The sequence below is a fragment of the Haloarcula vallismortis ATCC 29715 genome, assembly GCF_000337775.1.
In the GTDB taxonomy this organism is placed as follows: domain Archaea; phylum Halobacteriota; class Halobacteria; order Halobacteriales; family Haloarculaceae; genus Haloarcula; species Haloarcula vallismortis.
In genome coordinates this window covers 22,846-44,554 of sequence record NZ_AOLQ01000021.1, presented here as the reverse complement: position 1 = coordinate 44,554, position 21,709 = coordinate 22,846, and the positions used below count along the sequence as shown (strand labels likewise).

Below are 21,709 nucleotides of genomic sequence, written 5' to 3'. Positions count from 1 at the left end.
ATAGAATACCCGTGCGCGAGCAAAAAATCACAAGACGGCGTCTTCTCGCCAGCGGCAGCGCGGCCGCGACCGCAACGCTCGCTGGCTGTGCAAGCCGCTTCGAGAATTTCGGGGGGAGCGAAGAGGCTGAGGGCAGCAGCCAGCAGGCGACCGAAAGCGCCATCGATGAGAGCGATGCGGCGGCAACTGTCGGAATGGTGTACGCGCTGGGTGGGCTCGATGACCGCTCGTTCAACGATGCGGCGAACCGCGGCATTCAGCGCGCACGCCTCGATGACGGGGTCGAGTACACGAACCACGAGCCAGGCAGTGTCGCCGGATTCGCCGACGTACAGGCCGAGCTAGCGGGTTCGACGAGCCCGTCATACGACCTGATCTGTTGTATCGGCTTCCTGCAGGCCGAGGGGCTGTCTGAGGTCGCACCGGAGTACACGGACCAGCAGTTCATGATCGTCGACTCTGTCGTGGATGCCGACAACGTGGCGAGTTACGTGTTCCGCGAACACGAGGGGTCGTTTCAGGCCGGGAACCTCGCTGGGCTGCTCACGACCAGAGATGTCGACCTCGGTGCGGGTGCGACGAACCCGGATGAGACGACCGTCGGGTTTATCGGCGGCCTCGACCAGCCGCTCATCCACAAGTTCGAAGCCGGCTTCAGAGCCGGCGTCGAGCACGCCAACGCGGACGTCGATGTCCTCACGGAGTATCTCGGGAACTTCGACGACGTGCAGGGTGCCCGCGACATCGCAGCCGAGATGTACGACGACGGAGCGGACATCGTCTACCACGCAGCAGGTGGCGCAGGTGTTGGCATCTTCCAGGCCGCACAGGCACATGGCCGGTACGCAATCGGGGTCGACTCAGACCAGTCACGGAGCAACCCTCGGTACGCGGACGTCGTGCTCGCGAGCATGGTCAAGCGAGTGAACGTCGCGGTCTACGACGCGGCGACGGCGACGGTCGCAGACAGCCTCCCCGCAGGTGAGGTCGTCTCTCTGGGGCTGGATAGTGACGGCGTCGGCGTCGTCTACGGTACCTCCCTCGAACCGGCAATTCCCGACGACGTCAGGGAGGCGCTGTCGACATCGCGGGAACAGATCGCTGCTGGCGACATCGTCGTCCCCACTGAGCGCGCCAGTACGGGTGGTGCCTGATGGCGGGTGGCCCACTCGACGGACTGGCGAGCGCGCTTGATCGGGTCGCCCCGGAGTTCATACGACAGCGGTTCGCTGCGAAGTTCGCTGTTGCGTTCCTTGCCGTGTTGCTCGTCATTGCGGGTGCCGGCGCGTTCACGTTCCAGGCGACATCGACAGCGGTCGAGCGCCAGACGACCGGACAGCTCGCCGAAACAAGCCATCTGGAAGGGGACGCTATCGGATCGTGGGTCGAACAGCAACGCACGCACACACGCTCTGTTTCGCAGGGTGAACCGCTCCGTAGCGACCGGCGGGCTGCAGCGTACATCCTCCTGCAAGACCAGCTACTGCCTGACGATGTTGTCAGTATGCATCTCGTAAACGACACTCGTGGCGAGGTGGTCGCCAGCACGGAACTCCCGCTAGAGGGGCGGTCGCTGTCCGAACTTGACGCGCCGTGGACGAGCGCCGAGGTGCCAGAGGGGCCCGGAAACAACAGTCAGGTGTGGTCGAGTAGCCGGTCGTACCGCTCGCCGGTCCTCAACGACGAACCCGTGATGGCGTTCGCTAGCTCGGTCCCGAAGCGTGACGGCTCGCACCTCGTCGTCGTCACGCGTATTCAGAGTCAGGTCGACCGGCTCAGCGATGCAAACTCAACGAAGGAAACCACGATTCTGAATACCAACGACGAGACGGTACTGAACATAGACCGCGAGTTCGATGCCGACACCCACAGTGGGAGTCTCGCGGCAATCCGTGATGCGAACGGCACCGCAGCACCGGTGACAGCGGTTTCCGATGGTCGCGTGTACGCGTTCGCGCCCGTCCCGAACACGAACTGGGTCACAGTGACCAGTCTGGATACGGCGCAGGCGTTCAGTGTCCGGGATACGGTCGGGCAGACGGTCGGGCTGCTTGTACTGCTGGCGCTCGTTTCGTTGTCGGCTGTCGGCCTCGTGCTCGGGAAGCGCACGGTCGACCCCCTGAAGCAGTTGCGGGACCGTGCCGAACGCATCGAGAGCGGCGACTTCGATGTCGACCTCGCAACGAACCGCGCCGACGAAATCGGTCGCCTCTACGGCACCTTCGACGACATGCGGATGTCCCTCCAGAACCGCATTCAGGAAGCGGAGGACGCAGTTGAGGAAGCGAAGACGGCGCGGGCGGAGGCCGAAGAACTGCGTACGGAAGCGGAGGACGCACGGGCAGAGGCGGAGGAAGCCAGCCAGCGTCTGCAAGAGCGCGCTTCCGAGTACAGCGCGGTGATGCAGGACATCGCCGACGGTGACCTCACGAAGCGACTCGACGAGGACGCAGAAGAGACGGCGATGCGTGAAGTCGCAGTGGAGTTCAACGCGATGCTCGATGGTCTCGAAGCCACCGTCAGCGAGGTCGCAGCGTTCGCCGACGAAGTTGCAAACGCCACAATCGAGGTCGCGACTGGAGCCGAGGAGATCGAGACGACGAGCCAGACCGTCAGTGACCGCATACAGGAGATTGCCGACGGCGCTATCAGACAGCACGACGACCTTGAGGAAGCTGCCGCCGAGATGGACGAGCTATCGGCGAGCATCGAGGAGGTCGCAGCGTCGTCGACAACGGTTGCAGAGACGGCCAGAGAAGCCGTCGACCGTGGCGAAACGGGCCGGGAAGCCGCCGAGTCGGCCATCGATGACATGGCCGAGATCGAGTCCCGCTCGGCGGACGCGGTCGACCAGATTCTCGACCTGCAAGAGCGCATGGACGACATCGGCGAGATTGTCGATTTCATCACGGATATCGCCGAGCAGACGAATATGCTCGCCCTGAACGCCAACATCGAGGCCGCCCGTGCCGACAAGGACGGCGAGGGCTTCGCCGTTGTCGCGGACGAGGTCAAGAGCCTCGCAGAGGAGACCAAAGAGGCGGCGGCGGAGATAGAAGCCGAAATCGCGACCGTACAGACAGAGACCGACGAGACTGTGACGGATATCCGCGCGACCAGCGACCACATCGACACCGGCGTCGAGACTGTCCGCGAGGCGGCCGATGCCATCGAGGATACCGTCGACGCAATCGAGAACGCCAACGATGGCATTCAGGAGATTGCGGATGCCACCGAAGACCAGGCTGACGCGACACAGAGCGTCGTCCACCGCGTCGATGGGGTGTCCGAAATCAGCCAGAACGTGACGGAAGACGCCGAGCAGGTGTCGGCGGCCGCCGAGGAGCAGTCCGCATCCGTCGCTGAGATCGCCCAGAGCGCAGACGAACTCCGCGACCGCGCTGACTCGCTGGCCGCAACTGTCGACCAGTTCGACACCAGTGGGGAGGGAGACGACCGCGGCGATACCGCCGGTGTCGCCGGGGAACGTGCCACGCGTTCGGCCCCCGACGGGACTGGCGACTAGCGCGGCGTGTCATCGCTACGGCTTCTTTTCGCAGCGTTGTGCGGAGAGTCACTGCTGGCATACTGGGAAGGACTGACCGCTGTGACGAATGTGAGCAGCGACCACAGCAAGGGACTGGCAGGACAGGCCACTGGAAAATTAAGCGGTAGAAGCGACAAAGAGGTCGCTTTCGGTATCCGAGTATGGGATCGCCCAGATTTGAACTAGGGGCACGGGCACCCAAGGCCCGAAGGTTACCAAGCTACCCCACGATCCCGTACTTACCTCTCGATTCGACAGCGTGTAAAGCGTTTCGTTGCGAGCCGGCCATGTCATGCGGGAGCGAGGCCCCAGAAATACGCGATGCCGAGCGTCGTCACGACGGCGAAAACAGCCTGTAGCGGCGCACCGACTTTCAGATAGTCGGTAAATCGGTAGCCACCGGGACCGTAGACGAGGAGATTCGTCTGGTAGCCGACCGGCGTCATGAACGCTGTCGAGGCGGCGAAGGTGACGGCGAGGACGAAGGCGAAGGCGTTGGCGTTCAGTTGCTGGGCGGTCTCGATGGCGACGGGAATCATCAGGACCACGGAGGCGTTGTTCGAGATGATGTTCGTCAGCAGCGCTGTGACGAGGTACATCAGTCCGAGGACGACGGCGAGACCGCCGCCGGCAGTGAGCACGCTGCCGGCACCGATGACGAACAGCTCCGCGAGCAGGTCAGCGCCACCAGTCTCCTGCAGGGCAATACCCAGCGGAATGACGCCCGCGAGCAGGAAGACAACATCCCACTGGACGGCGTCGTACAGTTCCGGCGGGCGGAGACAGCCGGTGAGGACCATGGCGAGCGCGCCGCCGAGCGCCGAGATAACGATGTGAATCGGGGTCAGCGCCGCGACGCCGACGACGGCGGCGACAATGCCGACCGCGACGGGAATCTTCGACCGCCGGAAGTCTGGCCGCTCGACCTCCTGCGCGACGATGAAGTCGTTGTTTCGATTGAGCCGGTCGATGCTGTCGGGGGTGGCCTGCACCAGCAGCGTATCGCCGATGCGGAGTTTGACGTGGTCCATCCGCTGGCGGTACAGCTCCTGCCCGTGGCGAAGCGCCAGCACGGTCGCATCGTAGCGCTGGCGGAAGTTCGTGGAGACGAGCGTCTCACCGATGAGCGAGGAGCCGGGAGCGACGACGACCTCGACGAGATTCTTGCGCTCCGTTGCGGTTTCCAGTTCTGCCTCATCGACCTCGACGTCGGGAATTACGTCCAGCCCCTCGACGTCGAGAAGGTCGACAAGTGTGTCCCGATCCGTCCGAACGGCGAAGATGTCGCCGGCCCGGATCGCTTTCTGGCCGAACGGTTCGAGAAACGTGCGTTTCTCGCGGACCAGTTGAACGATGTCCACGTCGAACTCCGAGACCCTGAGCGCCTCCTCGACAGTCTGGCCGATGAGCGGGGAGTCCTCGCGAACGACAACCTCGGTCAGATACTCACCCATCTCGAACTCCTCAGTAAGGTCTTCTTCGGCCGGGATGCGCGACGGGACCAGATAGCGACCGACGGTGAGGAGATAGATCGTCCCGACGATAGTGACGATGATCCCGAGTTGCGTGAACTCGAACATACTGAACGGGCGACCGATCAGTTCCGCCGAGAGCTGCGAGGCGAGGATGTTCGTCGAGGTGCCGATAAGCGTCAGCATCCCGCCGAACATCGAGGCGTAGGACAGCGGCAGGAGGAGTTTCGACGGCGAGAGCTTCCCAGAGTGGGCGATATCCGAAACCATCGGCAGAAGAATGGCGACGGCGGCAGTGTTGTTGATGAACCCGGAGATGGGCGCGACCAGTCCGACGGTCGCACCGAGCTGTTTCGTCTCGCTGTCCCCGGTCAACGAGGCGATTTTCGCGCCGAGAATCTGGACGATACCGGTCCGCTGGACACCATCGGAGAGAATGAACATCGCGAGCACCGTTATCGTCGCCGTCGAGGCGAAGCCCGAGAGCCCGCGGTCCAGCGGCGACATTCCGTCGCCGGCCTGATGTAACACGTACACTGGCTCTGCAAGCAGCCCGATATCGGCTGCGAGTACCGTCACCGGTTCGGCCAGCATCAGCGCGACCATGACGGCGATAGCAGTCACGTCGACGGGCAGCGCCTCCGTCGCAAACAGCACCAGCGCGGCGACGATGACCGCGAACACGAACAACATTCCCGGCGTGACAGGTGGCAGCGACACGTCTGGCACCTGCACAGCCAGTGACAAAAGGATGTATCGTTTGCGAGCGGGGGTGTCCGCTCACACTCTGCTCCGGCAGCCGACGTTTATCCCTGTCGGGGCCGAACGAACAGTAATGAGCCTTTTCAACGATCTCGGTCGAAAAGTCGAGGAACTGAAACAGGAGGTCGGGAACGCGACCGACGACGAAGCGACCCACCGGTGTATCGAGTGTGACACGCTCCTCTACACGGACCACGACGAGTGTCCCGAATGTGGGAGCACGTCGGTCATACCAATATCCGACTAGCAACAGCGAGGAAGCGCCTGGCCGAGGTTATGTCGCTACCGCGTCGGCCCGTCACGGCCGAGATCTTCGAGCAGGGCGTCGTAGCTCCGTCCGAACACCGCTTGTTTTCTGAGCGACGTTATCGCGACCTCGAAGACGGGGACGGCGAACTGTCCATCCGGTCCGCCGACGACGACAGCCGCTTCGTGGTCCGTCTCGTCGGTCCAGTCACCGTCGAGGTGTCGGACGAGCACCTCGCCGAAGTAGCCGCCGAGTTCCTGCACGACGCTGGTGAACGCGCGGTCGTCGAAAGACGCGTCGCTCCCGAACGTCGTCTCGGCGAAGCGCTCGTCGTCCCACTCCGCGTCAACAAGGCCGTCAAGACGCGACAGCGAGGCCGGCGAGAAATCGAGGTCGTGTTCGCCCCAGAAGTCGGCGAACTCGACGGCGGTCTCGGCGTGGTCCGCGCGGACCGTTCCGGGTTCCCACGAGCGATCCATCGAGCCAGCGGTCGAGTCGCCGTCAATCGGAACGGACAGTTCGCTCTCATCAGTGGCCGCTGTCGCAGCCGTCTCGTCAGCCGGCGTTTCGGATGCCGCCCCCGCGCCTGAATCGACATCTGACGACGTATCCGGCGAGCTATCGAGCGTCGATTCGTCGTCCAGGGATGTCTCGGCTGCTCCGTCATCAGCTGTGTCGGTCGCTGCTCCGTCATCAGCTGTGTCGGTCGCTGCCTCGGCATCGGCCGTGTCGGTTGCCGCCACTGCGGACGCGTCGACAGCCGAGTCGTCGGACGGTGTCTCGGTCGTCAGTGCTTCGTCCGAGGGGCGCGCTGTAGCACTGTCAGCCGCCGGCTCAGCTTCCTCGATGTACGCGGCCACCTCGTCGACCGTGGCCGTGTCACCGGTATCGTCAGTATCGGTCGTGTCGACATCGGGCCCGTTCTCCGAGGCATCGAATGCTGGTTCCGCTGTCGGTGTTTCCGGTGTTGGCTGCGCATCAGCGATGTCAGCAGCCGGCTGCTCGGTGGTGGTCTCAGCTGTCGATTCCTCGTCAGTTGAATCGGCAGTCGATTCATCGCCAGCGGTTGCAGCGGCTGGTGGCTCGCTGCCGGCGTCGCCTGACGCCGAATCTGTCCCATCGGTATCCGCGTCCCCGCCGCTATCGAAAACCGAGCCGGTGGCGGCGTCGTCGTCAGATTGAGTCTCGTTCTCTGGCTCGTCAGCACCCTCACTGACGACAGGGGTAGAATCGGCGTCATCCGACCGGTCGTCATCGTCCGATGCGGCTTCGACTCGTCGAACGACACGGGTCGGTTCCGATTCGACTGTCTGAGACAGCACAGAATCAGCGGTATCGCCGGCGGCTGTCGCACCTTGCGCGTCTGTCGCCGTCGGTTCGGGAGGCACGTCGCGCTCGTCCGCCTGTCCATCGTCGGCGTGACCGACGACCCGCGTCGGCTCGGAGACGACGCTGTCGGCAGCTGGGTCGCCCGCATCCGGACCCGCTCGCCCATCGGCGTCAGTTCGCTGTACAGCATCCAGTGCCAGTTCGGATTCTAGCCGCGTTACGACAGCCGCAAACACCGGCTCATCGCCAAACGAGCGGGCGGCCACGTCGAACACCGCGACGGTCACCTCGTCGTCCGGGCCGGCGACGGTAACACCCCAGCGACCGTCAGACTGGACCCACTCGCCGTCGTAGGCCCGCACGAGGAGTTCGCCGAGATAGCTCCCGAACCGTACCGTGTTCGCAGTGTAGGTCGTCGTCCCCGCGGCGTCATCGACAGTCTCGCCGCCGTAGCTCTCTTCGATAGCCGTATCGAGCCGCGCGAGCGCAGTGGGGTCGAACGTCAGCGGGTCCGCGCCGTCGACGACGCGCTCTGCGTACTCACGAAACGCCGTCGTGTCGAGCGTCGCCGTGTCCAGCAGCTCCGGCCCGTCATCGGACGGCGGGTCGCCTCCGGCCGTCCGCTCGTCTCCGTCGGTCGATGAGTCGTCGCCGCCGACGGCGCGACGGATTCTATCGAACAGGCCCATGGACACCGGAAGTACGTGCCGCTACAAGAATCTGTGCCCCGAGCTGATAGACGAGAGACAGGTCCGACTAGTGTTCGTCGCGCAGTTCCATGTCGGCGACGATTTCGTAGGGGTGCTGTCCCTTCCGGATGCCGTCGAGTAGTTGGAACGACTCATCGGGCGCGAGGAAGTGCCGGGTGACGGCCCGACCGAGCGGCGTCGGCGAGAGGCCGTCGATGAACTCGTACTCCAGTAGCTTCCCCAAGGCGTGTTTCGTCGGCACCTCGCCGACCATCCGGTCGTTGAGCCGCTTGGCCTGCTTGCCGGCGACGGTGACGTTCGCCAGCGTCTCCTCGACAGCCGCGCCCTCGTCGTAGCGGGTGATAACCGGCTCCATCTCGCCTTTGAGCAGTTTGAACGCCACCTCGTCCTCGGTCATCTCCATGCTGTTGTGGTACGAACAGTCCGGTTCGACCAGCATGTAGACGGTCCCCTTGTCGTGGTAGTCCGGGCGGCCAGCCCGGCCGAGCATCTGACTGAACTCCTGGACGGTGAGCCATTCGATACCCATCGCAAGCGAGTCGAAGATGACCTGCGAGGCCGGGAAGTCCACCCCCGCCGCCAGCGCCGCCGTCGTCACGACCGCTGCGAGGTCCTGGTCCGCGAACTGCCGCTCGACACGCTGGCGCTTCCGGTTGTCCAGGCCAGCGTGGTACGGCGCAGAACTGTACTCCAGCTTCCGGGAGATCTGGTGACAGCGCCGCCGGGAGTTGGTGAAGATGATGGTCTGGCCGCGGTACCCCTTGCTGGATTTGTTGTCGAAGGCGCGCTTGACGAGCTTCTTTTCCGTTTCAATTTTCTCGCGCCCGTCGGCGAACGTGACGTGGCGCTCGATGGGGACCGGCCGCTCCTCGAACTCGATGAGCGTCGCCCGCAACTGGTCGGCCAGTTGGCCGGGGTTGCCGACCGTCGCCGAGAGATAAATCCACTGCGTGTCGCCGCTGTCGGGCGCACCCCCGGACTCACAGTAGTACTTCAGCCGCGAGATCAGGCCGTCGAGCCGGTGGCCCCGCTCGTCCTCGCCGAGGGTGTGCACCTCGTCGATGACGACGGTCCCGACGGTGCCGAGGTCCTTGCCGGTCCGGAGCGCGTGGTCGATCCCCTCGTAGGTCCCGACGATGACGTCAGCCTCGGGGTCGAAGCGCCCGCCCTCGTCGGCGATGCGGCTCGCACCCACGCGGAGGGACACGTCGACCATGTCGCCGTAGCGGTCCTGGAACTGCTCGTATTTCTGGTTCGCCAGCGCGACCAGTGGAACGAGAAACAGCATTGTTCCCTTGTTGTTCAGAACGCGGTCGATGCCGGCCATCTCACCGATGAGCGTCTTCCCCGTCGCCGTCGCGCTCACGACCAGCTGGTCGCGGCCCTCGGTCGCGCCGTGTTCGACAGCGAGGCTCTGGACCGGCAACAGCGTCTCGAACCGGGATTCGAGGTGGTCCTGCATCCCGGGGTGGAGGTCCAGCGAGTCCACCCGGACCGGGTCGACCTCGTCGACGGTCGCCGAGATCTCGTCGAACTTCGTCAGGTCCGGGTCCAGCTGGCCCGACAGGAGGTTCGTCACCCGGTCGAGGTCCTGCACTTCGAGCAGCAGTTCTTCGAGCCGGTCACGCGCGTCGCCGCTGATACTCCCTTTGAATGCGAGTTCGCGGTCGAGCTGCTGGCGAGCGCACTCCGGACAGATAGTCTCGTCGTCGGTCTCGATAGCCGTCTCGCTCGTAATCGGCGAGTAACGCCCGTCGGAGGCACACAACCGACAGGTCCGGACGACCTTGGCCTCGATCTGGTAGGCGTCGAGCATCTCGCGGATGCGCTCGCGTGCACGCGGAGTGGTCTGCTCTGAGATGCGAATGCGGGCCGCACGGCGGGCGAGGTCGACGAACTGGTCGGGCGAGCGAAGCTCCTCGCTGGTCCCGTCTTTCACCCTGAGGCGACGCGGGCGGGGACCGGCGTCGGTCTCCTTGAGTTCGAGGATGCCGTGGAAGAGCCGTTCGCCGTCCCGGTGGGCGGCGACGCGGAACTCCTCGCCGTGTTCGTGGAGGAACAGCGTCTCTACCTGTGCGGCCTGCTGTGACACAGTCGTCTAGAGGCGACTGCGCTACTTGAGCGGTTCGGACTAGGTGTGAGTGTTGCTGATGCTGTGACGGCTTGTTTGCCAGCCAGAAAGTCCGCTGGTAGTCACTCCTGCAGTCTGATTTCGTCGTCACCGGCGGGAACCGCACAGAGGAACGCCCCCGGTTCGTCGCCATCGTTGCGATACCAGTGGACAGCGCCGGCGGGGATGTGGAGGCTGTCGCCGGCTTCGACCGCGTACTCTTCGCCCTCGATACCGACGGTGTAGCTTCCCGAGAGGACGTACTGCTCGTGTTCGATGTCGTTGGTGTGTTTCGGCACGCTGCCGCCGGGGGCGAGCGTGAAGCGACGGATTGCGAGATTCCCGCCGCCCTGTTCCGCGTCGATGAGGACGCCCTTCTCCAGCCCGTCGGCTGCGTCGACGGCGTCGTACTCGATGTCCGCGGCCCGCCGAATCAGTGGCTCGCTCATGTTCGCTCCATCGCGGGCTCGACGCAAAGACGTACCGGCGGCGTGAGCGCACCACTCCAGCCAAGGGGGCTTAAGACCGTCCCCCGACAAGCGACGGGTATGCGCCGGTTTCGCATCGGAAGCGCGTTCGGAATCCCCATACAGCTGGATCTGACGTTTCTCCTCGTACTCCCCTTGTTCGCCTGGATTATCGGGACACAGATCGAACAGACGACCGAGCTGTTGAACAGCACGCTGAACGCCGGGCTAGACGCGGCTGTTCTCACAGACGGCGCGCTCGTGTGGGTGCTCGGTATCGGTGCGGCGGTCGGCCTGTTCACCGGCGTCGTCCTCCACGAACTCGGCCACTCTCTCGTGGCGATCCGCTATGGCTTCCCCATCGACTCCATCACGCTCTGGCTGTTCGGCGGTATCGCCCAGCTCAGCGAGATGCCCGAAGACTGGAAGCAGGAACTGGTCATCGCCATCGCCGGTCCCATCGTCAGCATCGCCGTCGGCGTTGTGTGTTTCCTCGCGTTCCAGATTCTCCCGAGCGGCGCGGCGACCCCCATCGAATCAGCACGGTTCATCCTGGGCTATCTCGCGCTGATGAACATCGCGCTGGCGGCGTTCAACATGCTCCCGGGCTTCCCGATGGACGGGGGCCGCGTCCTGCGTGCTCTGTTAGCCCGCCGCCGGTCCTACGCCAGGGCTACCACCATCGCCGCCGAGGTCGGGAAGGTGTTCGCCGTCTTCCTCGGCCTCTTTGGCATCTTCGTCCTCGGGAACATCTTCCTCGCCGGGCTGGCCTTCTTCATCTACATCGGTGCGGCGGGCGAGTCCCGCCAGACATCGATGCGGGCCGCGTTCGAGGGCGTCACCGTCGCGGACGTGATGACGCCGGCGGACCACGTGACGACGGTGTCCGAGGACATGTCCGTCCGGGAGCTCATCCAGACGATGTTCAGGGAGCGCCACACCGGCTATCCCGTCGAACGTAGCGGCGAGGTCGTCGGCCTCGTGACGCTCGAAGACGCCCGTGCCGTCCAGGAGGTCGAGCGCGATGCGTACACCGTCGGCGACGTGATGACGACAGAAATCATCACGATCAGTTCGGACACCGACGTGATGGATGCGCTGACTTCCCTCCAGCAGAACTCTGTCGGTCGCCTGCTCGTCACTGACGAGGACGACTCATTCGAGGGGTTGCTCACCCGGACGGACATCATGACGGCGCTTTCGATTATCAAATCCAGTGGTGATTTCGCCGCTATCGGCGAGACGGAGACTGAAACCGTCCGCCCCGAGTCCAGAATCGAGCGGTAGCGTTACTCGTCGGAGAGATACGACATCGCTGCCTCGTCGGACACCTGTTCGAACTGCTCGTAGTACTGACCGACGGCACGGAACTCCGAGGGAACCGCTAAACAGATCACCTCGTCAGCGAGCGCTTTGAGGTCCGATATCGCCCGCGGCGAGGCGACCGGCACCGCGAGCACAAGTCGCTCGGGGTCAGCCTGTCGGATCTGCTCGATGCAGGCCCGCGCCGTCGCACCCGTTGCCACGCCGTCGTCGACGAGACACACCCGCTTGCCCGTAAGTGACGGCGAAGACTCCGGTTCGCGGTAGCGCTGGGCCTTCTGCCGAGCGGATTCGGCCATCTCCGCTCGGGTGCTCGCAACGTAGTCGCGGGGAATCTCTCGTCGCTCGATGACATCGGTGTTGAGCCAGACCGAGCCGTCGGCGGCGACAGCGCCGATAGCATACTCGGGGTTGTTCGGTGCGCCGATCTTCTTTGCGACCGCAATATCCAGCGGCACATCAAGCGCGTCAGCGACTGGCCGCCCGACCGGCAGTCCACCGCGCGGGATCGCAAGGACAACATCGACCTCGATGTCCCGCTCGCGCAACGCCTCACCCAGCCGCCGACCGGCATCGAGCCTGTTCTCGAACATCGGGGAGCGGTTGCGTACCATACTAGTTAGTTCGCTGTCGAGACGCAAATATTTCCGCATTCTGGCGGTCGACTGGAAACCGCGCGCCAGCCGGAGGGCACCGCTACTTGTCGGACAGCGCCGCGGCAATCGCTTCGAGGTCTCCCTTCCGGAAGGGCTGCTCCGCGTCCGCCGGGTCGTCATCCTCGCGCTCACCGATCTTCCAGAGAATCCCCGCCCGCATCTGCGGCTTCGACGGCAGCCGGTCCGTGTCGATTTCGTATCCGACGGCCCCACAGATCGCTGCCAGGGCTTCCTTGGTGAAGGCAGTCGAGACCGGGCGTTCGTACCGGCCGACGGCCTCGCGGATCTCGTTTCGTAGCTCGTCGACAGTCGGTGACATACGCGTACCCGCGGCGGGACAGGTTGTGTAGATTCCGGTCGGCTACGCCGTCGCGCCGCCCTCGATGATGGCGTCCGTCCGGGGGATGCCGGCCCGCCAGCGCAGTTCCGCCCGCGAAACGTGACCGAACTCGGCTCGACGATGACAGCCCGGACACAGCGAGACGACGTTGTCGAGCGTGTGTGCGTCCCGGACGGCGAGCGCTGGCATCACGGCGAACAACCGAACCGGCACAATGTGGTGCACGTCCGGGTTCCGGCCCAGTTCGTCGGCATCAGTGCCACACAGCACGCAGGCGTGGTCGTCCCGCTCTAAGGCCTGTTCGCGCACTGCCCGCCAGCCCGGCCCGTAGTCGCCGACGCCGCCGCCACGCCAGTTCGGATGCCCATCGCCAGCGAACGCCTCGGAGAGCCACTCGGCGTGGCAGTCCCGACTGCAGAGGACGACTTCCCCGGTCACATCGCTCGGATATCGCTCAACGGGGCTGTCACAGACAGAACAATCGAAGCTGAGCGTTCCGCCGTTCCAGTTCGGGTTATCGACCCCGGAAATCTGTCGCGTGTGTCGCCACTCAGCGTTCTCGACACAGTCCGGGCAATAACACCCCTCTTTTTCCGATGGGTAGTATTCGAAACTCGTGCCGCAGTTGTCACAGGTCGTCTCCTTCCTCGCACTGGAATAGTTCGGGTTGTCGGCTCCTGAAAAGGAGACTGCGGCGTCACGACACTCGGCGGAGCAGTACCGTTTCTCGTGTTCAGAGTGAAACCTATCCGAACAGCGGTCACACTCCCTGTTTGGCAGGCGTTCGTCGTGAGTGCTGCTATGGTGAACGCCGAGTCCGCGTCTAGAGTCAAACGTCCGGTCACAGGAGGGGCAGTCGTGACTTGTCATCAAAAAGTACTATCTGCTGACACATTATAAATGAACGGGAGAATCGACGATATGCTGAATCTGTCGAAATCAGCAGGTAGAAAGCCTAAGTCCGGGCGCGGGAATTGAACCCGCCTCTTAGCCACCACAAGGCTAAAGGATGCCACTACCCCAGCCCGGACACGCTCGCTGAAGCATTCATAGTTATTCCGCTGGAACAGAAATACGTTACGAATCTGGGAACCAGTGGGCCGTGAGAGCGCGTGACAGCGGTGGCCCCTCGGGGCTGAACGAACACTATTCAGCCCACCGATTGCTTCGAGACGCTTTTACACGGCCGACGCGTACAAACGGGTACGCGTGGCCATCACGGACAAAATCTACGTCAAGAACCACCAGCAACTCGCCTCCCAGCTAGAGACGAGCTTCCCGAAAGGGGCGTTCAAGGGTGCGACGCTGGACATCCTCTTTCAGGGCGAGGGGCTGGCAAAGCTCGATGAAGCCACCAGAGAGCGGGTGCTGGATTTTGCCGAGGACTTTCTGGACTGTGATTGTGAGGCCAATCCCCACTGTGGCTGTGCCGAGCGGAAGTTCATATCCTACCTGCTGGAGTTGCGCGAGCAAGGGATGGGGCCGGACGCCATCGTCGACGTGATGAGCGACGATTACATGCTGTATGCGTATCCGGGCGACGTGCTCTCCTTCCTCGATAACTCTGTCAGAACGTTAGAAGCCGTCGAAACCCTGGCCGACGTCGATGGGCGCGACGATGTGGCCGAAGACGTGCAACAGAAACGCCAGCGGTTACTCTAGGTCGTCGAAGCTACCGATGCGATAGGAGGCGTCCTCTTCTTCGCCCTGATCTAAGTCTTCGAGGTGGATGACCTCGTCTTGGTCCATCTCGTCGAGTTGCTGGCGAAGCTTTGTGACGTAGCGCTTGTGTTCTTCCAGTTGTTCGCGGAGGTGCTCGGCTTCGAGTTCGAGTCGTTCGTGCTCGCGGACGAAGCTCTTCGGCACTTCAACCTTCGGGGGGAAGCTCTCAGTGCTGGTCTCGGTTGCATCGTCCTCGAACTCGTGTTCCGGCGCGACCTTCACCTGACCGTCGTGGGAAACGAGCGTGTCGACGTAGTCACGAAAAACTGCAGACAACGAGATATCGCGCTCCTCGGCGATTTCGCGAAGGGTCTCGAATTTGTCCTCGCTGACGCGAAAGGAGATAGTCTTGTTTTTGTTGCCCATAGTTACGTACTGATTTAGTAGCAACGTATTTAATCGTTTGTCAGACGCTACCGGATCTGTGTCCCGGTGGCCGTCCCTGGCAACAGTCGAATCGCCGTGATTTAACAGTCGGACGACCTCGGTATCGGCAGAGATGGCGACAGACTTCGACGCAGCTGGCCACCACTTCGGCATCATCGTCAGCGACCTGGACCGCGCCGTCGAGTTCTACCGCGACGTGCTCGGGCTCAACGTACTGACCCGGTTTTCCGTCGGTGACGAGGCGTTTGGAACCGCCGTCGACATCAAGGGAGCCAGCGCCGAGCTGGTCCATCTAGACGCCGGCAGCGTGCGCCTGGAGCTGGCGACATACGAACCGGAGGGCGAGGCAATGCCGGACCCGGATCTCAATCGGCCGGGGTCGACCCACCCCGGGCTGGAGGTTGACGACCTAGAGGCCGTGGCCGGTCGGCTGCCCGACGATGTCGAGACGCTCAGTGGCCCCCAGACGACCGAAAGCGGGACGACGATTATGTTTGTCGTCGATCCCGAGGGGAACCGAATCGAGCTACTGGAGCCGTAACGTCAGTCGCAAAAAACCGCCGGCAGCGTCGAGGTTAGTCGGCGCTGGCTTCGGCCTGCTCGTCCTGTAGGCTTTCGAGTGCGCCGACGACTGACTGCCGGTAGTTCTCGATTGACAGTTGTTCGTACTCCTCGTCGGCCATCGCGATGTACTCGTCGGTGGCCGGGTCCTCCATGTCGGCTTCCTTGTACCGCTTGACCCGGTCGAGGGTGCGCTCGGCCGTCTCGACGACCCAGCGGTCCCGCGTCGCCTCGTCGACCTCCGAGATGGACTCGGGGCGAATCGAGACGTTCACTTCGCCCTCGTCGGTCTCGTAGGTACGGGGCTTGCCGACGACAGCGACGTAGGCCGGGGGATCCAGTTCGCGCAGCATCGACGCCGCGTCGGGCTGGTACTGCCCGGCGTACATGAAGAACGTGTCGCCGTTGGGGTCGACGACTCGGCCCTGCCAGTACTCGCTGTCCTCGCCGACGTCCTCGGTCTCGGTGAGGGTGCCAACCAGGAACACGCGGTTGGCGCGCTGCCCGGTCGGCAGCAGGACGTACACCGGTGCGCGGTCGTCGTCGGATTCCTTGAACGTGTAGCTCGCGTCGTTGAACTCGCGTGCGAAGACGCGTCGTGCGACCTCGCGGGTGGGTGTACTCGCCATTTAGATCGACCTCGCTTTGATGAGAATCTCGTCTGCATCCACGGCCCCGGTCAGTCGCTCCTGCTCGTCGGCGAGCAAGTAGCGGCCGAAGGTCGGCCCCTGAACGCGGTAGTAGCGGCCGAGGATCTTCTGTCGCATCTCGTCTGCGACGACGGTCGTATCGAGCGCGTCCATCGCCATCTCCTTCGCTTCTTCGAGGGCGATACCGGTCAGTTCCTCGGTCGCGTCCTCGTCGAAGATGACCTCGGTGACTTCCTCGCCGTCGTCGAGCACGCCCTTGATGCGGAGGTCGAACTCGCCTTCGACCTCGCCGTGTTCGTTGCAACGGCCGTTCTGCAGGACGCGTGTGCAGTCGTCCTCCGGACAGCGTTTGATCAGCCCGGAGCCCGACTGAATGTCGACCAGTGCGCCCTCGGCCTCGACGCTGTCGTCGCCGACCTCGAGGTCCTCGTCCAGTTCCTCGATGGTGGTCGTCCGGTTGAGCTTCACGGAGAAGCGGCCCTGATACTCGTCGGTGACGACGTTGCGCAGGGCGTAGGATTTGCCTTCTTCTAGGGAGGGCAGGTCGGACTTCGACCACTTCGTGAACTTGATCGTGCCCGTCTCATCGCCCAGCAGGCCGACCTGGGCCACGGCGTCGGCGCGCGGGTCCCAGAGTTCGACGACTTTCGCGCGAATGTCGACCCACTCCTCGGGGGCGTCGACATCGGCGACGTTGACCTGTTCGTTGCCGCCGCCGTCGCCGCCGCCCAGCTGGTCGCGGTCCATGCCGGCCTCGTCGAGGTACGTGTTGACGACACTTCGACGGGCCTCGCTGATGGGGACCTGATAATCGTTCACCAGCGTATCGAGTCGCTCGACGACGTCGTCGACGTCGATCTCTAGCTGGTCGGAAAACTGCTCGTGTATCTCTGTCGCGTGGGTACGCAAATCTGACTCAGTCATTGGCTTTCACTGTCTCCGCCTGGTTTTCGTTGGGAGACAATCGACGGTTGGTCCCCTTCGGATATAAATACTCGCCCAGCGGAGTGAAAGTGAAGTTGGGCACGCGCGAGAAGATTGATTTGTCGCCGGGCACAACGGGAGGTATGGCCGACGACGAGCGACTCGCGCGGTTCATCCGGGACACCTTGCGGTCGGCCGAGCAGCAACTCTCCGACGCGAAGAAGGCCTATAAGAACGGCAAGCGGTCGGCGGAGGCCGGCCTGCCCAGAGACGAGGAAGGGCGGGCCCGCATCGTCTGTCGCCGTCACGCCGAGTACCGCGCCGTGTCGATGGACGAGCAGCGGCGGCCAGTCTGTTACGACGGGGAGAACACGGACTGTCAGGGCTGTGTCGAGGATATCAGGGACGGGACAATAGAGACGTGGTAAGTGCCGGATAGCAGTTGGTTCGGCCGGTCCCCTTCTCGGTCGCCAGTACAACACTTTACCGCTGGCCGGGCGAACGCCGGGTATGGAGCGACCAATCGTTGCGCTCGTTTTGGCCGGCGGGACCGGAACACGTCTGTATCCGGCGAGTCGGAGCGACCGGCCCAAACAGTTTCTCTCGTTCGGGGAAGACGAGTCACTACTTGCCGAGACTGTCAGCCGGGTAGGGTTCGTCGACGAGAGCTACGTACTGACCCGGGAGTCATTCGCCGACGGGGTGCGGGAGCGCGTCCCGAATGCGGCAGTGTTGACCGAACCGGAACCCAAAGATACCGGGCCGGCGCTTCTGTACGCGGCCCACCGCATCCGCGAGCAGGTCGGGGACTGCGTCCTGCTGTGTCTGCCGAGCGACCACCGGATTTCGGGGCCGTTCGAGACAATCGCACGGACGGCCGCGCGAGTCGCAGTGGAAACAAAGGGGCTTGTTACCGTCGGCATCAAGCCCGACCGGCCGGCGACCGGCTACGGTTACATCAAGCCCGGGGCGTCCGAGAACGGCTTTGCGCCGGTCGAAACGTTCCACGAGAAGCCCGACCGGGAGACCGCGACGGAGTACGTCCGGGAAGGGTTCTACTGGAACGCCGGCCTGTTTTCTTGGACGCCGTCGGGCCTGCTGTCCGCCGCCGAATCATCGCCGCTTGCACCGATGATTGAGCGGTTGGACGAAGGGAATTACGACGCCGCATTCGACGCTATCGACCCTGTGAGCATCGACTACGCGGTGCTCGAAGACGCCGACAACGCCTTCGTCGTCCCGGCGGCGCTGGACTGGGACGACCTGGGCTCGTGGGATGCCTTCGAGCGTGTCCTCGACAGCCAGGACGGGAACGCCGTGCTCGGCGACGCGGTTACTATCGACGCCGACGGGAACGTGCTGGCGAGCGACGGCCACGTCAGCGCCGTCGGCGTCGAAGATCTGGTGGTGGCGTCGTTCGACGACCGGACGCTCGTCGTTCCGAAAGACGAGGCCCAGCGCGTCCGAGAAGTGGTCGCAGAACTGCGGGACGACGGGCTATTCTGAGTGGCCCGGCGACCAGGGCTGTTAGCTCCGCATCGCGCCGCCGTCGACGGGCAGGGCTGTCCCGGTGACGTAGGAGGAGCGGGCCGACGAAAGGAACGCCACTACGTCGCCGAGTTCTTCAGGCTGGCCGACGCGCTGTAGCGGCGCGTCGGACCACGACTCGATACCCGCCTCGTAGGAGTCGTACTCGCCGCGCTCGACGGCCGCCTCCACGAGTTCCTCGATTCGGGGCGTCTCGTGTGCGCCGGGGAGGACGGCGTTGACGCGAACCTCGGGTGCGAACTCGCGGGCCTGCGTTTTCATCAGACCGATGACGGCGCGACGGACGGCATTCGAGAGGACCAGATCGTCGATAACCTCCCTGACAGAGCGGGAGGTGATGTTGACGATAGTGCCGGCTTCGGAGTCTCTGAGGTACGGGTAGGCGGTCCGGGTGGTCCAGACGGCACTCATCACAAGCAGGTCGTAGGCGCTGTACCACTCGCGCTCAGTCGTCTCCATGAACGGTCCGGGGGCCGGGCCGCCGGCGCTGGTGACGACATGGTCGAGGCCGCCGAAACTGTCGACAGTCTCCTCGACGAGCGCTTCAATCTGGTCGGGGTCGGTGATGTCGGCTTCGACGGCCAGCACGTCGCCGTCGCCGACCGATTCGAGCCGCTGGCGAGCTTCGTCGACGTGGTCCGGCGTTTGGCCACAGACGGCCACGTCGGCTCCCTCAGCAGCAAGCGCTTCGGCGCTCGCAAGTCCGAGGCCGCTCGTCGCGGCGGTACACAGCGCTGCGTTGCCTTCAAGTTCAAGATCCATATCCACAGGAAAGACTGACTGGCTCAAAGAAGTCCCGCTCGCAAACTGTCCCAGTGACGCTCGACCGCGGACTGTCCTAGCTGCCCCAGAAGTTGTCCCGACTCCCGAGACGCCGGCCGTCGTCGTCGGGGTCGTCGTCCGTCTCGTCGGTCTCCGTGTCGCTCTCGTCGGTTTCGGATTCGGAGAGGTCCTCGTCCATCTCCAGTCGCTCGACCTCCTCGGCGCGGGCGTGGTTCGAGTGGACGTTCGTCACCTTGACCAGTGAGCGCGCCGGCGGGAGCACCCCGTCGACCATGATGATGAAGCCGTCCTCGGTCCGCCCAACGCCGGCGCCACTCTCGTGGATGTCCTCGATGTCGACGGTGACCTCCTCGCCCATCTTGACTGGCTGGCTCTTGAGTTCCGAGATCGGCTGGTTGTAGTGATTGCACCACTCGGCGCCGCCACGGTCGCCGTAGTGGGTACAGCCCATCCCCTGAATTCGTTCGGTGAATTCGGGACAGTCGTCTGCGAGCGGACAATCGGCCATATCAGGGGATAGCGTGGCCGCTGGCAAAACGCTTGCGACCACGTTTCCGAGGCATACAGCCTGTTATTACGTTTGAGATTTTCACCGGCACACACTTTAGCGCCACTCGCCGGTTGTCGCGTAGCACTCGGCAACACCCAGAGCTATGAGAACGCAGCTGTTTGCAGGACTGGTCTGTCTCCTTCTGGTTTGTACGTCTCCGGTCGCCCTCGGTGTCGAATCGACACCACAGGTGCGGGGCGGTGCCGACGGCGACAGTTCGATTACAGTCCAGTACACAATCGACAGAGAGCCGGACCAGACTGGTCAGGTCCGGGTCACCGCGACCATCGAGCGACCACGGCACGTCACCGGACTGTCGGTACGGACGCCGGCGGAGACGACAGTCCACCAAGCCGACGGACTCCACTTCGACGGCGACCGCTGGCGTGTCAGCGATGAAGCCGGGACGGCACGGCTGACCTACACTGTGCCGGTCGGACTCTCGACGACGTTCGGCCAGCGGACCGCCGACACCCGCAACTGGACGCTATTGGCCAGACAGGAGGTGTCACTGCATGCTCGCTGGCGCTGGCGCGTCGGGCCGCGGCCCGCGTGGAACGAGTCGCTCGCGCTCGCACCCGGTCAGAGTGGTGTCGCCGGGAGTACAGCCGCCTACATCGGTCCCCACGAGACAGAAACCAGAACGGTCGATGGCGACCGAATCACACTCGTCGTCCCGGCGGCGTCGGACCTGCGACCCGACAGGGCCGCCGTTCTGGATTCCATCAGCCATGCAAAGCGTGTCTCGACCGCCGGAACAGATCACGACCATACCCGCGTGTTTGTCGCGCCGAACGAACTCGCTCCCGGCGGGTACACCCCATCGAATGGCGAGTCAGACGTCATCGTCAACGCCGGCGAACCCGTCCGCTCTCCGGTCAACGTCTGGGTCCACGAGTACCGACACACTCGACAGACCTTCGAGACAGTGCCGGCGATGGACTGGCTCAGTGAGGGCAGTGCGGACTACCACACTGCAGCCCTCACCTACAGCGCAGGCGGCGTCGATACAGACCAGTTCCGTGAGCGAGTTACGACCGAACGCCACCAAACTGCCGACCTGACACGGCCCGATAGCTGGGACGGACCGGGCGCACAGTACCACAAGGGCACGCGTGTCGTCGCGGCGATTGACGCCCGTCTCCGACAGGCGACTGACGGCAGTCGAACGTTCGAAGCGGTCCTCGACAGGCTGACCCGGCAGGGCGAACGCGTCACCCTCGCGCTGTTCGCCGAGACGGTGTCGGCTGTCGCCGGGGACGACCTCGATACGTTCGTTCGACGGGCTGTCACTGGCACCGCACCGCCGGTCTCGACCGACACACTCACAGAGCACGATTTGCGGCGAAGCGGCTCGGCAGATACGACCGGTCGGCGGACGCATTTCGCGCCGTCGGTCGATAGCGCCGCGACCAGCGCCGGCGACGAGCCCACACACAGTGTCGCTACCGGACGGCCGGTCACCGACCGCTACGGGGAGTGGACCGTGCTCGGGACGCTCGGTATGCTGTCGGTCCTACTGGTCCGTCGCAAGCGACGGCGAAAGCGGCTGTAACGCTTCCGGGCACGTCCGTTTCGAGACAGGCAGCGACTTCAAACACCGGCGCGATGATCTGTGTCG

At 64.0% G+C, this 21,709-nt stretch carries 21 protein-coding genes and 1 tRNA gene; 9 read left to right on the top strand and 13 right to left on the bottom strand.

Going from position 1 to position 21,709, the window contains the following annotated elements; translation table 11 throughout:
• Nucleotides 1–11: 11 nt before the first annotated feature.
• Nucleotides 12–1,154, top strand: a complete 1,143-nt coding sequence (locus C437_RS05695) for a BMP family lipoprotein (protein ID WP_004515947.1) — start codon at nucleotides 12–14, stop codon at nucleotides 1,152–1,154.
• Nucleotides 1,154–3,526, top strand: coding sequence for a methyl-accepting chemotaxis protein (locus C437_RS05690; protein WP_004515946.1), 2,373 nt, complete (start codon nucleotides 1,154–1,156; stop codon nucleotides 3,524–3,526). Before C437_RS05695 ends, C437_RS05690 begins: the two co-directional genes overlap by 1 nt.
• Before the next feature lie 183 nt (nucleotides 3,527–3,709).
• On the opposite strand, the gene C437_RS05685 is transcribed toward C437_RS05690, so the two are convergent.
• Nucleotides 3,710–3,782 (bottom strand) — tRNA-Pro (locus C437_RS05685).
• Between the two features lie 55 nt (nucleotides 3,783–3,837).
• Nucleotides 3,838–5,712: an SLC13 family permease gene (locus C437_RS05680; RefSeq protein ID WP_004515945.1), complete on the bottom strand. Its 1,875-nt coding sequence runs from the start codon at nucleotides 5,710–5,712 to the stop codon at nucleotides 3,838–3,840.
• Between the two features lie 142 nt (nucleotides 5,713–5,854).
• On the opposite strand from C437_RS05680, the gene C437_RS20490 reads away from it, so the two are divergent.
• Nucleotides 5,855–6,028, top strand: a complete 174-nt coding sequence (locus C437_RS20490; protein ID WP_004515944.1) for a glycyl radical enzyme family protein — start codon at nucleotides 5,855–5,857, stop codon at nucleotides 6,026–6,028.
• Between the two features lie 35 nt (nucleotides 6,029–6,063).
• Here the strand turns inward: C437_RS20490 and C437_RS05675 are convergent, their stop codons facing one another.
• From C437_RS05675 to C437_RS05665, 3 genes are all read right to left on the bottom strand, one after another.
• Complete coding sequence (locus tag C437_RS05675; RefSeq protein ID WP_004515943.1) at nucleotides 6,064–8,046, bottom strand: hypothetical protein; 1,983 nt, start codon at nucleotides 8,044–8,046, stop codon at nucleotides 6,064–6,066.
• Nucleotides 8,047–8,113: 67 nt separating this feature from the next.
• Nucleotides 8,114–10,159, bottom strand: a complete 2,046-nt coding sequence (locus tag C437_RS05670; RefSeq protein ID WP_004515942.1) for a DEAD/DEAH box helicase — start codon at nucleotides 10,157–10,159, stop codon at nucleotides 8,114–8,116.
• 101 nt (nucleotides 10,160–10,260) lie between these two features.
• Nucleotides 10,261–10,626, bottom strand: a complete 366-nt coding sequence (locus tag C437_RS05665) for a cupin domain-containing protein (RefSeq protein WP_004515941.1) — start codon at nucleotides 10,624–10,626, stop codon at nucleotides 10,261–10,263.
• 99 nt (nucleotides 10,627–10,725) lie between these two features.
• Between C437_RS05665 and C437_RS05660 the strand changes: the two genes are divergently transcribed.
• Nucleotides 10,726–11,931: a CBS domain-containing protein gene (locus C437_RS05660; protein WP_004515940.1), complete on the top strand. Its 1,206-nt coding sequence runs from the start codon at nucleotides 10,726–10,728 to the stop codon at nucleotides 11,929–11,931.
• A 2-nt stretch (nucleotides 11,932–11,933) separates the two neighbouring features.
• On the opposite strand, the gene C437_RS05655 is transcribed toward C437_RS05660, so the two are convergent.
• The 3 genes from C437_RS05655 to C437_RS05645 form a co-directional block, all read right to left on the bottom strand.
• On the bottom strand, nucleotides 11,934–12,581 hold the full coding sequence (locus C437_RS05655) for a phosphoribosyltransferase (protein ID WP_049919637.1): 648 nt from the start codon (nucleotides 12,579–12,581) through the stop codon (nucleotides 11,934–11,936).
• A gap of 82 nt (nucleotides 12,582–12,663) precedes the next feature.
• Nucleotides 12,664–12,942 carry a hypothetical protein gene (locus C437_RS05650; protein WP_004515938.1) on the bottom strand — a complete coding sequence of 93 codons (279 nt, stop codon included), beginning with the start codon at nucleotides 12,940–12,942 and terminating at the stop codon, nucleotides 12,664–12,666.
• A 42-nt stretch (nucleotides 12,943–12,984) separates the two neighbouring features.
• Complete coding sequence (locus C437_RS05645; RefSeq protein ID WP_004515937.1) at nucleotides 12,985–13,833, bottom strand: HNH endonuclease; 849 nt, start codon at nucleotides 13,831–13,833, stop codon at nucleotides 12,985–12,987.
• Nucleotides 13,834–14,172: 339 nt separating this feature from the next.
• Between C437_RS05645 and C437_RS05635 the strand changes: the two genes are divergently transcribed.
• On the top strand, nucleotides 14,173–14,625 hold the full coding sequence (locus C437_RS05635; RefSeq protein WP_004515936.1) for a DUF5814 domain-containing protein: 453 nt from the start codon (nucleotides 14,173–14,175) through the stop codon (nucleotides 14,623–14,625).
• Here C437_RS05635 and C437_RS05630 read toward each other — a convergent pair.
• Nucleotides 14,617–15,051 carry a CopG family transcriptional regulator gene (locus C437_RS05630; protein ID WP_004515935.1) on the bottom strand — a complete coding sequence of 145 codons (435 nt, stop codon included), beginning with the start codon at nucleotides 15,049–15,051 and terminating at the stop codon, nucleotides 14,617–14,619. The two genes, C437_RS05635 and C437_RS05630, sit on opposite strands and share 9 nt — an antisense overlap.
• Nucleotides 15,052–15,184: 133 nt before the next feature.
• On the opposite strand from C437_RS05630, the gene C437_RS05625 reads away from it, so the two are divergent.
• A complete protein-coding gene (locus tag C437_RS05625) occupies nucleotides 15,185–15,613 on the top strand; it encodes a VOC family protein (RefSeq protein WP_004515934.1) in 429 nt (142 codons plus the stop codon).
• 34 nt (nucleotides 15,614–15,647) lie between these two features.
• Here C437_RS05625 and C437_RS05620 read toward each other — a convergent pair whose 3' ends face one another.
• On the bottom strand, nucleotides 15,648–16,262 hold the full coding sequence (locus C437_RS05620; protein WP_004515933.1) for an RPA family protein: 615 nt from the start codon (nucleotides 16,260–16,262) through the stop codon (nucleotides 15,648–15,650).
• The gene (locus C437_RS05615; protein WP_004515932.1) at nucleotides 16,263–17,207 is read right to left on the bottom strand and encodes a replication factor A; all 945 of its coding nucleotides are present in this window, start codon (nucleotides 17,205–17,207) and stop codon (nucleotides 16,263–16,265) included.
• A gap of 143 nt (nucleotides 17,208–17,350) precedes the next feature.
• Here C437_RS05615 and C437_RS05610 point away from each other — a divergent pair, with 143 nt between their 5' ends.
• Both C437_RS05610 and C437_RS05605 read left to right on the top strand, forming a co-directional pair.
• Entirely contained in the window at nucleotides 17,351–17,635 is a 285-nt protein-coding gene (locus C437_RS05610) for a DUF7091 family protein (protein ID WP_004515931.1), read from the top strand.
• Between the two features lie 82 nt (nucleotides 17,636–17,717).
• Entirely contained in the window at nucleotides 17,718–18,713 is a 996-nt protein-coding gene (locus tag C437_RS05605; protein WP_004515930.1) for a mannose-1-phosphate guanylyltransferase, read from the top strand.
• A 21-nt stretch (nucleotides 18,714–18,734) separates the two neighbouring features.
• Here the strand turns inward: C437_RS05605 and C437_RS05600 are convergent, their stop codons facing one another.
• The gene (locus C437_RS05600) at nucleotides 18,735–19,517 is read right to left on the bottom strand and encodes an SDR family oxidoreductase (protein ID WP_004515929.1); all 783 of its coding nucleotides are present in this window, start codon (nucleotides 19,515–19,517) and stop codon (nucleotides 18,735–18,737) included.
• A gap of 76 nt (nucleotides 19,518–19,593) precedes the next feature.
• On the bottom strand, nucleotides 19,594–20,046 hold the full coding sequence (locus C437_RS05595; protein ID WP_004515928.1) for a TRAM domain-containing protein: 453 nt from the start codon (nucleotides 20,044–20,046) through the stop codon (nucleotides 19,594–19,596).
• Nucleotides 20,047–20,191: 145 nt separating this feature from the next.
• On the opposite strand from C437_RS05595, the gene C437_RS05590 reads away from it, so the two are divergent.
• Complete coding sequence (locus tag C437_RS05590; RefSeq protein ID WP_004515927.1) at nucleotides 20,192–21,643, top strand: M61 metallopeptidase family protein; 1,452 nt, start codon at nucleotides 20,192–20,194, stop codon at nucleotides 21,641–21,643.
• Nucleotides 21,644–21,709 lie beyond the last annotated feature (66 nt).

What these genes read in the sequence shown, in the direction of transcription:
- C437_RS05680 (WP_004515945.1), bottom strand. Translation starts at nt 5,712, where the DNA reads ATGTTGTTCGTGTTCGCGGTCATCGTCGCCGCGCTGGTGCTGTTTGCG.
- C437_RS05665 (WP_004515941.1), bottom strand. Translation starts at nt 10,626, where the DNA reads ATGAGCGAGCCACTGATTCGGCGGGCCGCGGACATCGAGTACGACGCC.
- C437_RS05605 (WP_004515930.1), top strand. Translation starts at nt 17,718, where the DNA reads ATGGAGCGACCAATCGTTGCGCTCGTTTTGGCCGGCGGGACCGGAACA.
- C437_RS05660 (WP_004515940.1), top strand. Translation starts at nt 10,726, where the DNA reads ATGCGCCGGTTTCGCATCGGAAGCGCGTTCGGAATCCCCATACAGCTG.
- C437_RS05650 (WP_004515938.1), bottom strand. Translation starts at nt 12,942, where the DNA reads ATGTCACCGACTGTCGACGAGCTACGAAACGAGATCCGCGAGGCCGTC.
- C437_RS20490 (WP_004515944.1), top strand. Translation starts at nt 5,855, where the DNA reads ATGAGCCTTTTCAACGATCTCGGTCGAAAAGTCGAGGAACTGAAACAG.
- C437_RS05620 (WP_004515933.1), bottom strand. Translation starts at nt 16,262, where the DNA reads ATGGCGAGTACACCCACCCGCGAGGTCGCACGACGCGTCTTCGCACGC.
- C437_RS05645 (WP_004515937.1), bottom strand. Translation starts at nt 13,833, where the DNA reads ATGACAAGTCACGACTGCCCCTCCTGTGACCGGACGTTTGACTCTAGA.
- C437_RS05655 (WP_049919637.1), bottom strand. Translation starts at nt 12,581, where the DNA reads ATGGTACGCAACCGCTCCCCGATGTTCGAGAACAGGCTCGATGCCGGT.
- C437_RS05630 (WP_004515935.1), bottom strand. Translation starts at nt 15,051, where the DNA reads ATGGGCAACAAAAACAAGACTATCTCCTTTCGCGTCAGCGAGGACAAA.
- C437_RS05590 (WP_004515927.1), top strand. Translation starts at nt 20,192, where the DNA reads ATGAGAACGCAGCTGTTTGCAGGACTGGTCTGTCTCCTTCTGGTTTGT.
- C437_RS05615 (WP_004515932.1), bottom strand. Translation starts at nt 17,207, where the DNA reads ATGACTGAGTCAGATTTGCGTACCCACGCGACAGAGATACACGAGCAG.
- C437_RS05690 (WP_004515946.1), top strand. Translation starts at nt 1,154, where the DNA reads ATGGCGGGTGGCCCACTCGACGGACTGGCGAGCGCGCTTGATCGGGTC.
- C437_RS05595 (WP_004515928.1), bottom strand. Translation starts at nt 20,046, where the DNA reads ATGGCCGATTGTCCGCTCGCAGACGACTGTCCCGAATTCACCGAACGA.
- C437_RS05600 (WP_004515929.1), bottom strand. Translation starts at nt 19,517, where the DNA reads ATGGATCTTGAACTTGAAGGCAACGCAGCGCTGTGTACCGCCGCGACG.
- C437_RS05625 (WP_004515934.1), top strand. Translation starts at nt 15,185, where the DNA reads ATGGCGACAGACTTCGACGCAGCTGGCCACCACTTCGGCATCATCGTC.
- C437_RS05675 (WP_004515943.1), bottom strand. Translation starts at nt 8,046, where the DNA reads ATGGGCCTGTTCGATAGAATCCGTCGCGCCGTCGGCGGCGACGACTCA.
- C437_RS05610 (WP_004515931.1), top strand. Translation starts at nt 17,351, where the DNA reads ATGGCCGACGACGAGCGACTCGCGCGGTTCATCCGGGACACCTTGCGG.